Here is a 12421-nt window from a genome sequence, read left to right as displayed (position 1 = left end):
GTGTACGACCGCTTCCGTGCTGAGCTGGAACGCTGCTATGCCACCACCCACCCGCCAAGCAGAACGCCTCGCTGGAGCCGGCTGGAACCTGGAGGAGATGCGTGACCAGGGCACCGATCCCGCGACCCGGTGGCGCCTCGTGCAGGAACGCGGCGAGGCGATGTCGGCCATCTGGACACAGGACGAAGACTCCTACCACGGAACGCCCGTCGACTTCGGTTCGGTGTGGTCGTGGCCGAAACCGGCGCAGCGTCCTCGCCCACAGGCCCTTGCGACTCGGTCGCCTTCCGGACCGCCGAGCCCGAGGAGTTCGACCCCGAACCGGCCGAGCGCATCACCGAGTTGCAGACCCGGCCGCCGAATGCCAAGCCCCACCCGGCCGGGATCGAGCTTGTTCGGCGTGCGGGAGAAGACAGCCATGCACTACGTCACCTGCCGCCAAGCTGCCGCGGTGATCTCCAAGCCGTCGTTGGTCGACCACACCGCTGCACCAGGCAGTTCCTCAGGACTACCAGGGCGCCGCCCTGCCCCAACTCCTCGCCGAGCACGCCCGCACGTACGCCACCCGTACCGCCCTCGTCCATGGCGATCGTCGCCTCACCTACCGCGAACTGAACCGCCGCGTCGATCGCGTGGCGGGCGGGCTCACGCTCCGGGGCATCCGCCCCGGCGACCGGGTCATCGTCCAGCTCCCGACTGTGCCCGAGTTCGTCATCACCGTCTACGCCCTCATGCGTGCCGGCGCCCTCCCGGTGTTCGTGCCCACCTCTCATCGCGCCGACGAGATCGGATATCTCGCCCATACCACTGAAGCCGCTGCCTACATCGGCCCCAGCGTCCACCACGGCTTCGACCACGCGAAAATGGCCGCGGAGATCAGCCACGACAATCCGCGTCTGCGCCGTGCCTTCACCCACGACGGCCCTGAAGGCGTCCAAGGAGGCTTCGCCACCTCTCCCAGTGGATGCCTGTTCTTCCCCCTCCGCTCCGTGGACGCTCCGAGCGACCCGGACCGCAGGTACGATCCCAACGACGTCGCGTTCTTCTTGCTGTCGGAGGGGAGCACGTCCGCACCCAAGCTGGTCCCGCGCACCCACAACGACTACGCGTACCAGACCCGAGCCGCAGCCGAAGTGATCGGCCTCGGCCCAGAAGACGTCTACCTCGCGGCCCTCCCGGCCGAGTCCAACTTCGCCTTCGGCTGTCCCGGCATCGTCGGTACCCTCGCCACCGGCGGCACCGTCGTGCTGATCGACGACCCTGGCCCCGCCGATGCCTTCCGCATGATCGAGACGGAGAAGGTCACCGTCACCTCCCTCGTCCCCGCTGTCGCGCAACTGTGGCTGGACACCTTCCGCAACGGCCAGTACAGCCTCTCCAGCCTGCGCCTCATCCAGATCGGCGGCGCACGCCTCCGCCCCGAACGTGCGGCGCGCATCCAACAGGCCTTCGACTGCCGCCTCCAACAGGTCTTCGGGATGGCTGAGGGACTGCTCTGCCTCACCCACCTCAGCGACACCGACGATGTCATCCATCACACGCAGGGTCGCCCTCTCTCGCCCGGGGACGAGATCCGCATCACCGACTCGGACGGCACCGACGTACCGGCGGGCACTCCCGGGCAGCTCTGGACGCGTGGCCCCTACACCCTGCGCGGCTACTACAAGGCCCCCGACGAGAACACCCGCGCCTTCACTCCCGACGGCTTCTACAAGACCGATCACATCGCACGCCTCACCGAAGACGACAACCTCGTCATCGAAGGCCGCATGGAGGCGGACTCTGGTCTCGCGAGCCCCGGTAACCCACACGCTGAAACCGTCATGTCGGAGGACTGACATGCGGGTTCCGTCCCCGTCGTTTGACATGGAGTGCGCTCCAATTCCTAGCGTCTTGGACAGACGGTTCCGACGAGCCCAGGAGGCAGCAGTATGACCACCGTCCCCACCCGGCACCTCGGCGAACTGGAGGTCTGCGCGCAGGGCCTGGGGTGTATGGGAATGAGTCACGGCTACGGCGCCACGGACGACGCGGAGTCGATCGCGACGCTGCACCACGCCCTCGACCTCGGGGTGAGGTTCCTGGACACCTCCGACTTCTACGGCAGCGGGCACAACGAGGAGCTGATCGGACGCGCTGTTGCCGGGCGGCGGGACGAGGTGGTGCTGGCCACGAAGTTCGGCTTCGCCAACCGCCTGGGCGAGCCCACCCTGATCCGCGGTGACGCCGCCTACGTGCGGCAGGCGTGCGAGGCCTCGCTGCGCCGTCTCGGGGTCGACCACATCGACCTCTATTACCAGCACCGGGTCGATCCGCAGGTGCCCATCGAGGAAACCGTCGGCGCCATGGCCGAGTTGGTCCAGGCGGGCAAGGTCCGCCACCTCGGGCTGTCCGAGGCCGGGGCGGGGACCATTCGGCGGGCGTACGCCGTGCATCCGATCGCCGCGCTGCAGAGCGAGTGGTCGCTGTGGACCCGCGACCTGGAGGCAGAGATCGTCCCGGTCTGCCGCGAACTGGGCATCGGCATCGTCCCGTTCTCCCCGCTCGGGCGCGGCTTCCTGACCGGCCGCTACCGCTCGGTCGAGGGGATGGCGGAGAGTGACGTGAGGCGAAGCCAGCCGCGTTTCGCCGACGGCAACCTCGAACGCAACCTGGCGATCGTGGCCGAGCTGAACGAGCTGGCCGAGGCCAAGGGCGTCACCGCCGGCCAGCTCGCCCTGGCCTGGGTCCAGCACCGGGGCGACGACGTGGTACCGATCCCCGGCACCCGGCGGCAGCAGTACCTGGAGGAGAACCTCGCGGCCCTGACGGTCGAGCTGTCCCCCGAGGACCTCGCCGCCATCGAGGCCGCCGCTCCGACCGAGCAGATCGCGGGCACCCGCTACGACGCGACCAGCCTCACCTTCGTCAACCGCTGAGCATCGGCGGAGTCTGGGGAATCATGCCGAGCAACTCCGTGGGGGAGGTGGACGGGGGCGTAGTTGATCCGGACGTCGAACCGGTTGGCCAGGGCGACTCCAACCAGCGCCACATCGCGGGCTGTTGGTGACGACAAGGCGTCGTGATGCGGCTCCGTGGGCGCTTTGATTCGGGACCACTATTCGCGCAGCAGCGAAATCCCGGGGCCGGTCACGCCGAGCACCGGAGGCAGGCGCGGACTTCGCGGCCGCCGCGTGTCTGGTGGATCTCGGTCGACTGCGCGAGGTACTGGACGATGCCGGTTCCGCGGCCGTGTTCGTCCGGGGCTACGTCGTGCGCACCGCGCTCCACCGCCGTACCCGAGTCACTGACCACGATGTACAGGGCGCCGTGGTCGAGGACGAGTACCAACGTCATGCACTCGTGGCCGTACTGGGCGGCGTTGGCGGTGAGTTCGTCGACGATGAGAACGGCGGAGTCACGCTCGCTCTCGGGAACGCTCCAGCACTCCAGCAGGTCCGCCGTGAAGTGGCGCGCGGCGGACACATGCGCCTCCTGCGCGGGCAGGGTCAGCGTCGCCCGATGGGAGCAGGGCAGTGAGCTGGTGCGCTCGGAATCGGTGACAAACATGGTCTTCTGGCTCTTCTGTGCGGGTGCGGAGGCTGGATCAAGGTGGGGGACCGCCAAGAACGTGGAGGCGGTCGGTACACCGGAACCGGTATGTGAGCACTCATCCGGTAATACGCATGGCGAGTGGCATACGGTTCGAGTGATTCGTACCTTTTCCCGGCTTGGCGGCTTCCGGCTGACCTCACGCTCGGATCGTGACCAGCTTCTGGCCGTTCCCCGCGTTGGTGATCTCGAAGCGCTCGATGGCCCCCGGAGGCAGGGGGACCGCCCCTGGAATCTTCGTTCCGGCCGGGTACGTGCCGGCCCGCCAGGTGGCGCCGTCCGCCCTGGTTCCGCCGGGCCCGATGGCCTGCAATCGGCAGATCACGCCGGCTGGCGCACCATGGGCCGAGACCTGAAGGACACTACCCCAGGCCGAAGGGAAGACCTTCACCGAGGCGGTGACGCCGGTGGTGGAATCGTTTCCGGAGAAGGTGCGCGACGGACTCGGCGCGGTAGGTCCGGGCTGCTTACCCTGACTTGTCACGGATGTGCTGGCCGCCAGCCAGGTGCCGCCGACTGCCGCCGCCGCGACCAGCATCAGGGAGGCGGCCGCACCGGCCAGTTGCAACCGCCAGGTCCTGCGGCGCCTGGCCGCGGCCTGCTGGAGCATCCTGTCGACCAGTCCTGCCTCGGGAGCCTGAGGCGCCGCAGACATGCCGGACGGTTCCTGCGGTGCGCCCTGCGTGCTCTCGGCCGCCCGTCGTACCAAGCGGTCGGTCATGTCCTTGTCGCCGGAGGGCGCCGTCTGGCCTGCCGCTTCGGCCGCTGTGACCATGGCGAGCAACGCCGGCAGTCCGGCCAGCTGCTCGTACTCCGCCCGGCATGCCTCGCATGTCGCCAGGTGGGTGCGCACCTGCTCCATTTCGGCGGGGGGCAGCGCGCTCAGGACGTAGCCTCCCAGCGCCATCCGCAGGGCGTCGTGGTCCCTGTTCATGGCCGGCACCTCCTCCATGCCTCGGTCATGGCTCGATGCCTCGTTCCTGGAGCGCGAGCCGGAGGGCGTGCAGGGCGTAGTACGACCGTGACTTGACCGTGCCCAGCGGGATGCCCAGGGCGCCCGCGGCCTCCGCCATGGTCCGGCCCCGGTAGTACGTCTCGACCAGTACGGCGCGGTGGTCCGGGGACAGCGTCCGGATGGCGTCGGCGACCGCCCAGCTCTGCAGCGCCTGCTCGATCTGGTCCTCGCCCACTGCCTGCTCGGCGGCCCGCTCCAGGGCCTCGCCGCCGGTCTCCGCAGGCCTGGCTCGCCGGGCCCGGTGGGCGTCGATGACCAGGTGCCGGGCGACCGTGAACAGCCAGGCTCGGGCAGGACCGCGCCGGGGTTCGAACGCGGTGGGGTGCTGCCACGCCCGCAGCAGCGTCTCCTGTACGACATCCTCGGCCCACTGCCTGTCTCCTGACGTCAGGCGCAGCGCGTAGTGGAACAGGGGACCCGCGTGCTCGGCATACAGAGCGCGGATCAGTTCCTCGTCCGTGGCCGAAATGGTCCCCTCATCAGAGACACGGCGCGCGGAGCGATCCGTATCAGCTGCTTGACCACGTTTGCGGGCGCTCCATGGCATAAGGCGATCATTACGCAGATGTGTCTTTTTGTCGTGCTACGTGCCGTGTGACACCTGTGGCGACTGATTCGATCTGAGGAGATCGCGAAGAAAGTCGAACAAAAGGCGCGTATCAGTCGAACCGGGCGGCTCTGTTGCCCGTGAAGTCAGGCAAGAGCCGAAACCCACGGCACATCGTCGACGAGCGTCGCTGCACTGACGCCGCCACACGAATCCCCGCTCGCAGGGCTCATTGCGGGACGTGCGGCCGCCGCGCGCGAATCCCGTGCGCGTCAGGCCGTCGTGTGTGCTCGGCCACCACCTTCCCCCTCTTCCTGATCGGTGAGGAACACACCATGTACCCGAATTCTGGTCATGCCGGCCGGCGATCACGCGTCGCGGCCGGGCTCGCAGCCGTTACGGCAGCCGCCCTGGGGTTCCTGAGCGCGTGCGGCCAGTCCCCGCACTCCACCGCAGCCGGTGCCATCACGCCTGGTCCTGGTCAGCGTGAGGTGGCCGGGATGCCCGGTGCCTCCGCGCCGGGACATACGGCGAGCACGGCGCCCGGCGCCTCAGCGATGCCCAGCATGGGCATGCCCGCGAGCCCGCCGAAGACGGGCGCAGTTGATGCGCCGGTGACCGCAGACACCGTGGCGATCAAGAACTTCGCCTTCTCCCCGACCACGCTGAAGGTCACAGCGGGCACGACGGTGACCTGGACCAACCAGGACGCCGATGCCCACACCGTCACCAGCGCCGGATCGGGCGGACCGTTGCACTCGCCCGCTCTGGCCGGCCACGCCACCTACAGCTACCGGTTCACCAAGCCGGGCACCTACGCCTATCTCTGCACCATCCATCCCTTCATGACGGCCAAGGTGGAGGTGACCCGATGACCGGGTACCGTGACGCTCAGGATGCGACCCCGGCCGGCGCCGCCGACCAGCCCGTCGGAGAACACGGCATGACACGGCGTCAACTCATCCGGCACGCGGGATGGTTCGGCGGGGCCGTCGTACTGACCGTGGCCGGCGGAGAGGTGACCAGCCACATCGCCGGCTCCCGGGGCACCCGCGCCGAGGCCGCCGCGGGAACCAGCGGCGGCCTGCGGTTCGTGCAGGTCTCCGACAGCCACATCGGCTTTCACGGGCCGGCGAACATGGACGTGGTCGGCTCGTTCACCGAAGCGATCGATCAGGTCAATGCGCTCGGGTTCCGGCCCGACTTCGTCATGCACAGCGGCGACCTGACACATCTGTCCACAGCGGACCAGTTCGACCAGGTCAGGCAGATGATGACCCGGCTGCGGACGGACCGCGTCTTCACCGTGCCCGGCGAGCACGACTCCATCGGTGATGCGGGCCGCACATACCGGAAGATCTTCGGCAAGAGCACGCTCGGCGACGGCTGGTACAGCTTCGACACCCATGGAGTGCACTTCATCGCCCTGGTCAACACTCTGAGCCTGGAAAAGCTGGGCCACCTCGGCACCGAGCAGATCGACTTCGTACGCAAAGACCTGGCGGGACTGTCATCGGACACTCCGATCGTGGTCTTCAGCCACATCCCGCTGTTCGCCATGTACCCCCAGTGGGGCTGGAGCACGGACGACGCGTTGAAGGTGATCGCGCTCCTGCGCCGCTTCTCCTCGGTGACCTGTCTCAACGGACACGTCCACCAACTGTTCACCAAGACAGAGGGCAACATCACCTTCCACTCCGCTACCACCACCGCCTACCCACTGCCGAAACCGGGACGGGCCCCCGCCCCCACTCCCCAGGTCGTGCCCGCCCGACAGCTCAAGGCCGCGCTGGGCCTTCGCACCGTGGGCTACCAGCAGGGAGACCGGGAGCTGGCGATCAAGGACAAGAGGCTGGCGTGAGCAGGGGAAGATTTCTCCCCGTGAGCGGACCGTTCGGCAGGTGTTCACCGGGGCCATAGCCAGACCGCGGCGAGGGTGACCCTGCCTTGGCAGACGTACGCTCCCTTGTCGTATCCGATTGCAGCGGCGTGGCAGCCCAGCAGGGCGTTGACGGCCCGTTCGACTTCGCTCCTACGGGCATGCCGTGCCCGCTGCGTGTTCGGCCGATCGCTTCGTCCCGCCGGTGATGGGCGGGCATGTGTTCCCGCTCCCTGATGATCGCTCATTGTAGTGTTGGTGTCACGTTACGGGGTCATGGTGCTGGATAGGCCTTCAGGTCGGCTGTGTGACCGACCGGCCGGCTCTCTTGGAAAGAAGCGCCCGCGTTCCGTGCTGGCAGTAGCCGCTCCGGCCTCGGCCGACGTGTCGATCTGTGGCCGAAGGCTCGATCCTCCTCGGCCCTCGGCCCGGCCTGAAGGGCTGGTCAGGCCCCTGAGCCCGTGACTGGCACCCGCCTGGGGTTGCCGAACGTTGCTGCCCTTAAGCGCAGGGTCACCATTAAATGTGGGTTGTGACAAAAGCCCCAAATGTCACCGAATGCTTTGCTTCCGCCAGGAATTTGGTCATCGTCGTGGGAACCCGTCGTCGCCATCCCGAAATGGCCAGCAACGCCAGGAGCAAGTACGGCATGCCGAACCCGAAATCCGTCCGCCTGTTGCGCCGTGCGGCTGTCGGCTGCACAGTTGCCGCCTCGTTCGCCCTGGCCGGCATCGGTACAACCGCAAACGCCGCATCTGGCAACAGCGCGCATGCCGCCCCTTCCCATGCCCCAAGCGCCTCGATCGCCTACAGTGCGGCGACGGGCGGTCGGACCGTGTCACTCACCTTCGATGACGGCCCGGGGGCGGCCACCGGCCAAATTCTGGACTTGCTCGCGCAGTACCACGCCCAGGCGACCTTCTGCCAGATCGGCACACAGGCTGCCGCAAACCCCGCCCTGGTCAAGCGCATCATCGCCGATGGCCACCGGCTGTGCGATCACACCGTGGACCACCCCCAACCGATGCGCACCCTCCCGCACGACCGGCAGGTCCACGAGATCACCGCAGCCAAGGACATGATCATCAAGGCTGGCGGGCCAGGCACCCAGATCAGGTGGTTCCGAGCCCCCGGAGGCGACTTCAGCCCCGATAACCGCCAGATAGCTGTGCAAGCCGGGCTACGCCCGCTGGGCTGGACCGTCGACACCCGTGACTGGGCGCGCCCCGGAGCCGCCTCGATGCTTGCCACCGCGAAACGGGAACTGCGTCCTGGCGGCATCATCCTCATGCACGATGGCGGCGGCGACCGCAGCCAGACAATAGCGGCCCTGCGCCAACTGCTCCCCTGGCTGACCCAGCAGGGCTACAGGTTCAGCCTTCCCGCAAGCTGACGTGGCTTCATTGCCACCGGTGAACTCGCCCAGCACGCACAGCCGGTGGGCTGATGGGTGGTCGCCGCACAGCAAGTCGGCCCAGACCGCGCTCGGGTAGAGCTCCGGGTGTCCGAGTGCAGCCGCGCGGCGACGTCGGGAACAGGCGGCGCAGGGCGGGGATGCGGGTGTTGTCGCGGACGTCCGCCCAGGGCTCACCGATCCGCTCCGACGTGCGGTGCTCCTCGTCCAGCCGATCAGGTCGCGGCCGGGAAGGCCGGCCGCGTGCGCGCGCTCCAGCGTTCCGGGCCCGAACGAGGCGTATGTGGCGAACACCGATCCGGACCTGCCCGCAGTGATTGCGCCACAGCCAGCCGCACAGGCCACCCGGCCAGGCCGGTCACGGGTGGCTGCGCTCACCTCGGCACAGCGATGAGGGCTGGCGGCACTGCTGCGGTCACGGGGGCCACAGGGCCGTCGACCCGGTGTTCCCGCCTGTTGTGGACGTTCGCGTGAAAACCGTGATCGTCGACACGCCCATCGGGACGCGGCCGAAGCGCGGAGGCCCCGCATGGTTGATTCGATCCCGCCGCTCTCGCCGGAGCAGCGGCCCTTCCGACTCACCCCAGGTCGAAGGTGTTGGGCAGACCCAGTCTGTAGCGCACCTCGTCGATCCGCTTCAGGGGCTCCATCTCCGGCGGCCGGTACAGCTCCCAGACACGGCACCGCTCGGCGTCCGAACGGTCCGCGTCGAGCAAGGCGTTGACGGCTCGCCGCGCGGACTCGTTCGCGCCTTCCATGGTCGCGAGGTCGACGTCGGTGCGGACGTAGTCGCCCGCGAGGAAGAAGTTCGGGATCGCCGTCCGCGCCGAGGGACGGTGGTAGAGCGTGCCCGTCGGGTGGATGAGGAGTTGTTCGCGGTTGCGCGGGTCAGGGCCGCCCAGGCCCGTCACCGCCGGGTCCATGAACCAGCCGAGGCGGTCCTCGTCCCTGAGCGTGGTCTTGCCCGCGTCGTTCAGCCCGTCCTTCAGCTGCGCCCACAGCTCGGCGACGATCTCGTCCCTGGTGCACTCCTTGGCCGTCTTGCCGTACAGGATCCCGGGCTTGTCCCACTCCGAGATGATCGCGGAGAGGCAGTCGTGGGCCCGCCCGTCGCCGTAGTCGCGGGAGAAGTCCCGTACGTCCCAGAACTGCGCCTGGCCGATGGCCGTCACCGACCAGGGTGAGTCGAGGCAGTTGATGTGGCCGTGCACGACGGGTGTGGGCGTGCGCAGGTAGAACATCACGCCGGTCATCCAGTCCGTCTTCAGCGCGTCGCACCGGCCGAGCTGCGGGTCGGCGGCGCGCAGGGCCCTGCCCCAGGTGGCGCGGGCGTGTTCGACGGGCATCGCGGAGACGTAGTGGTCGGCGGTGACCGTGCGCTCGTGGCCGCCGTCGCGGGCCGCGACGCGGACGCCCGTCACCCGCCCGCCCTCGTACCCGACCTCCAGTACCTGCGTGCCGGTCACGAAGTCGACGCCGAGCGAGCGCAGATGCGCCTGCCAGGGGTCGATCCAGGCCTCGCTGGTGGGAGCGTTCAGGACGCGGTCGATGTCGGCGTTGCCGTCAAGCCCGCGACCGAGCAGGCCCCACAGGATCAGGGCCTCGATGATGACGCGGCCGACCGTCCTGGTCGACGCCACCTCGGCGCGGGTGGCGACGAGGTTGCGGGTCTGCCCGATGCCGAGGAGCGTCTGGTACTCCCTGCTCATCTCCCCCGCGCGGATGAAGTCCCACCAGGCGACCTTCTCCCACTGGCCCTCGCGGCGTGCGTCGCAACTGGTGAGGTGGACGAGGAGACGGCCGGCGAAGTAGGCGACCTCGTCTGCGGGCAGGCGGGTGCCCACATCCAGGACGGACAGGATCTGATCGCGGATCCAGGATGCGGTGATGTCGCCGGACGCCGGCGGGGTGGTGATCCGGCGCAGCGGGAAGTGCAGGTCGGGGCGGCCCGAGCCGCGGGCGAACAACTCCTCCGTGGCGCCCCGGAGGTTGCCGTGGACGCCGTCGGCGTTGCCGGAGAAGGGGATGCGGCGCATCGTGTCCGGCAGGTTCCGGTAGAAGCCGGGGAAGAAGCGGAAGCCGTGCTCGCCGGGCAGGGGCCCCCGGCCGCCGGCGGCCGTGCCGGGGACGTCCATCGAGCGGGCCTTGCCGCCGAGGGTGTCGTAGTACTCGTAGACGGTGACGGCGTAGCCGCGTTCGGCGAGCTCGTGGGCGGCGCTGAGCCCGGAGACGCCGCCGCCGAGGACGGCGACGCGCCGCCGGGAGGGCGTGGCCGCGGCTGCCCGCGCTCCGGGCCGTAACGCGGTCGCGCCGACCGCGCCGCCGGCGGCCGTGAGGAAACGTCTGCGGGAATGTCCGACGGTCGGCTGGGGCTGCTGCGCGTGTTCTGTTGTCATGATTCCGGGAGGGTAGGGAGGGTTTCGGGAGCCCGGAAGCCTGTTGCCCGTCCTCCACAGCATCCTCACCATCACGGGGAGAAACAGACATGCCACGCGTGTTCGTTGAAGGCAGCCCGGTCGGCGAAGAGGTCCTGCAGTAGCCGTGCCGGGACGTGACCGAGTTCGGGCCCGACCTCTCAGCCCTCATCGACGACATGTTCCTCACCATGACGGACAGAGGCCTCCTCTCGCGTCCTCTGCGCCGTCGTATCAGTTGGCCTTTCGGCGCTCTCAAGTCAGGGCGTGGTCACGGGAGGGCGCTTTGGCGCCGAGTCTCTCGTTTCTTGTCGCTGAGTACCCTGCTGCCGACGATCAGGGGTGGTGCTACGCCGGCGGCTGTAACGGATCATCACGGTCACAGGGTTGTGGCGGTACTCCTTGGGTGAGGCACCGTAAGCGGAGCGGAAGGCTCTGGTGAAGGTCGGGTGGTCCTTGAAGCCCCAGCGGGTCGCGATCAGGTGGATGGGCACGCTGTGCAGTGCCGGATCGGCGAGGTCGCGGCGGGCGTATTCCAGACGTTGTCGGCGGATCCAGGCCGCGACCGTGGTCTCGCGGGTCCGGAACAGGCGGTGCAGGTGGCCGATCGAGATGTGGTGGGCGGACGCGACGCTTTCCGGCGACAGCTCTGGATCGCCGATATGTTGTCGGACGAACGCTTCGATGCTCAGCATCAGCGTCCTGTGGCGCGAGTCATCCGGCACCGTGCCCTCTGCGTCCAGGTGGTGGGTGACCACCGAGGTCAACAAGTCCTGGGCAAGCACACCCATCCGGGGAAGGTCGTGGGGCCGGTAGGGGGTGGAACTCAAGGTCACTTCGGCGAGGAACCGGCTCAGCAGCCCCTCGAACCCCGCACCTGCCGGCAACGGTCTCGCCAGCAACCGCTCCAGCCCATCGGCGGGTAACCCCAGCAGCGCCCGCGGTATATGGGCGCGCACGAGCCGGGTTGCCCCGCCCTTGGCGGTGAACCGGATGCGGAACGGCTGCGAACTGTCGTAGAGGACGAGTTCATCGGTGCCCAGCGCTACGTCGTGCCCGGCCTGGCTGACTGCGAGCCTGCCGCTCAAGGGCACGATGACCGAGCACAGCTCGGGGTCGGCTCGCCGGATCAGCTTCGGCGTTCGCAGCACCTCGCACGGCGAGACCGCCAGCCCCACCACGTTGACCGCCCCGAGATCCAGCATCCGGACCGTCGCCCGGAAATGCTCGGGAGTGTCGCTGACCACCCGCATGGGGTGCGCGTCGTTGGCCCAGAGTTCGTCCAGGGCTGCCAGCCGGTCCTGTGCCGGCAGATCCCCGCTGCGAAACACCGTTTTCAGCATCCAAAGCCCCCACCATCGGTCGTGCCCCCCTGCGGGCAGCCACCAACCTGTAAGTCAACCGCTCGCCAATGGACAGGTGATAAACAGGCACAGGTCTCGGCCACGCCCTCCCGGAGAAGTAGCGCCATGGTCTACGACCAGGCGGTGGAAGATCCGCATGACCGTGTGCCGCTGCTCGCACGGCGCATCAGGCCCGACCGCAGGGCCCCGTCGATCAC

11 protein-coding genes and 1 pseudogene are annotated in these 12421 nt (G+C 68.6%); 6 read left to right on the top strand and 6 right to left on the bottom strand.

Going from position 1 to position 12421, the window contains the following annotated elements:
* Nucleotides 1-192: 192 nt before the first annotated feature.
* Nucleotides 193-420, bottom strand: a complete 228-nt coding sequence (locus ACH47Z_RS38730) for a hypothetical protein (RefSeq protein ID WP_399082542.1) — start codon at nt 418-420, stop codon at nt 193-195.
* Nucleotides 421-485: 65 nt separating this feature from the next.
* Between ACH47Z_RS38730 and ACH47Z_RS38725 the strand changes: the two genes are divergently transcribed.
* Entirely contained in the window at nt 486-1838 is a 1353-nt protein-coding gene (locus ACH47Z_RS38725; protein ID WP_399082619.1) for a (2,3-dihydroxybenzoyl)adenylate synthase, read from the top strand.
* A 93-nt stretch (nt 1839-1931) separates the two neighbouring features.
* Nucleotides 1932-2918 (top strand): aldo/keto reductase, encoded by a 987-nt coding sequence (locus ACH47Z_RS38720; RefSeq protein ID WP_399082539.1) that lies wholly within the window; start codon nt 1932-1934, stop codon nt 2916-2918.
* A gap of 211 nt (nt 2919-3129) precedes the next feature.
* On the opposite strand, the gene ACH47Z_RS38715 is transcribed toward ACH47Z_RS38720, so the two are convergent.
* From ACH47Z_RS38715 to ACH47Z_RS38705, 3 genes are all read right to left on the bottom strand, one after another.
* The gene (locus ACH47Z_RS38715) at nt 3130-3549 is read right to left on the bottom strand and encodes an ATP-binding protein (protein WP_399082536.1); all 420 of its coding nucleotides are present in this window, start codon (nt 3547-3549) and stop codon (nt 3130-3132) included.
* A 181-nt stretch (nt 3550-3730) separates the two neighbouring features.
* Entirely contained in the window at nt 3731-4525 is a 795-nt protein-coding gene (locus ACH47Z_RS38710; protein ID WP_399082533.1) for an anti-sigma factor family protein, read from the bottom strand.
* Nucleotides 4526-4550: 25 nt separating this feature from the next.
* On the bottom strand, nt 4551-5153 hold the full coding sequence (locus ACH47Z_RS38705; protein ID WP_399082530.1) for a sigma-70 family RNA polymerase sigma factor: 603 nt from the start codon (nt 5151-5153) through the stop codon (nt 4551-4553).
* Between the two features lie 614 nt (nt 5154-5767).
* Here ACH47Z_RS38705 and ACH47Z_RS38700 point away from each other — a divergent pair.
* From ACH47Z_RS38700 to ACH47Z_RS38690, 3 genes are all read left to right on the top strand, one after another.
* Entirely contained in the window at nt 5768-6028 is a 261-nt protein-coding gene (locus tag ACH47Z_RS38700) for a plastocyanin/azurin family copper-binding protein (RefSeq protein WP_399082527.1), read from the top strand.
* Nucleotides 6025-7014 (top strand): metallophosphoesterase family protein, encoded by a 990-nt coding sequence (locus tag ACH47Z_RS38695; RefSeq protein WP_399082524.1) that lies wholly within the window; start codon nt 6025-6027, stop codon nt 7012-7014. The genes ACH47Z_RS38700 and ACH47Z_RS38695 overlap by 4 nt, the downstream gene beginning before the upstream one ends.
* A 637-nt stretch (nt 7015-7651) precedes the next feature.
* Nucleotides 7652-8425, top strand: coding sequence for a polysaccharide deacetylase family protein (locus ACH47Z_RS38690; RefSeq protein ID WP_399082521.1), 774 nt, complete (start codon nt 7652-7654; stop codon nt 8423-8425).
* A gap of 599 nt (nt 8426-9024) precedes the next feature.
* Here the strand turns inward: ACH47Z_RS38690 and ACH47Z_RS38685 are convergent.
* Complete coding sequence (locus ACH47Z_RS38685) at nt 9025-10842, bottom strand: FAD-dependent oxidoreductase (RefSeq protein ID WP_399082518.1); 1818 nt, start codon at nt 10840-10842, stop codon at nt 9025-9027.
* Between the two features lie 89 nt (nt 10843-10931).
* Here ACH47Z_RS38685 and ACH47Z_RS38680 point away from each other — a divergent pair.
* A pseudogene (locus tag ACH47Z_RS38680) lies at nt 10932-11054 on the top strand (peptide deformylase); the annotation flags it as partial.
* 66 nt (nt 11055-11120) lie between these two features.
* On the opposite strand, the gene ACH47Z_RS38675 reads toward ACH47Z_RS38680, so the two are convergent.
* Nucleotides 11121-12203 carry a helix-turn-helix domain-containing protein gene (locus ACH47Z_RS38675; RefSeq protein WP_399082515.1) on the bottom strand — a complete coding sequence of 361 codons (1083 nt, stop codon included), beginning with the start codon at nt 12201-12203 and terminating at the stop codon, nt 11121-11123.
* Nucleotides 12204-12421 lie beyond the last annotated feature (218 nt).

The organism is Streptomyces sp. NPDC020192 (genome assembly GCF_044388685.1).
In the GTDB taxonomy this organism is placed as follows: Bacteria; Actinomycetota; Actinomycetes; order Streptomycetales; family Streptomycetaceae; genus Streptomyces.
This window is presented reverse-complemented; position numbering and strand designations above follow the sequence as displayed.

Bases quoted from the DNA above. Each gene is read 5' to 3' on its own strand.
- ACH47Z_RS38730 (WP_399082542.1), bottom strand. From the start codon at position 420: ATGGCTGTCTTCTCCCGCACGCCGAACAAGCTCGATCCCGGCCGGGTG.
- ACH47Z_RS38720 (WP_399082539.1), top strand. From the start codon at position 1,932: ATGACCACCGTCCCCACCCGGCACCTCGGCGAACTGGAGGTCTGCGCG.
- ACH47Z_RS38715 (WP_399082536.1), bottom strand. From the start codon at position 3,549: ATGTTTGTCACCGATTCCGAGCGCACCAGCTCACTGCCCTGCTCCCAT.
- ACH47Z_RS38710 (WP_399082533.1), bottom strand. From the start codon at position 4,525: ATGAACAGGGACCACGACGCCCTGCGGATGGCGCTGGGAGGCTACGTC.
- ACH47Z_RS38705 (WP_399082530.1), bottom strand. From the start codon at position 5,153: ATGCCATGGAGCGCCCGCAAACGTGGTCAAGCAGCTGATACGGATCGC.
- ACH47Z_RS38695 (WP_399082524.1), top strand. From the start codon at position 6,025: ATGACCGGGTACCGTGACGCTCAGGATGCGACCCCGGCCGGCGCCGCC.
- ACH47Z_RS38690 (WP_399082521.1), top strand. From the start codon at position 7,652: ATGGCCAGCAACGCCAGGAGCAAGTACGGCATGCCGAACCCGAAATCC.
- ACH47Z_RS38685 (WP_399082518.1), bottom strand. From the start codon at position 10,842: ATGACAACAGAACACGCGCAGCAGCCCCAGCCGACCGTCGGACATTCC.
- ACH47Z_RS38675 (WP_399082515.1), bottom strand. From the start codon at position 12,203: ATGCTGAAAACGGTGTTTCGCAGCGGGGATCTGCCGGCACAGGACCGG.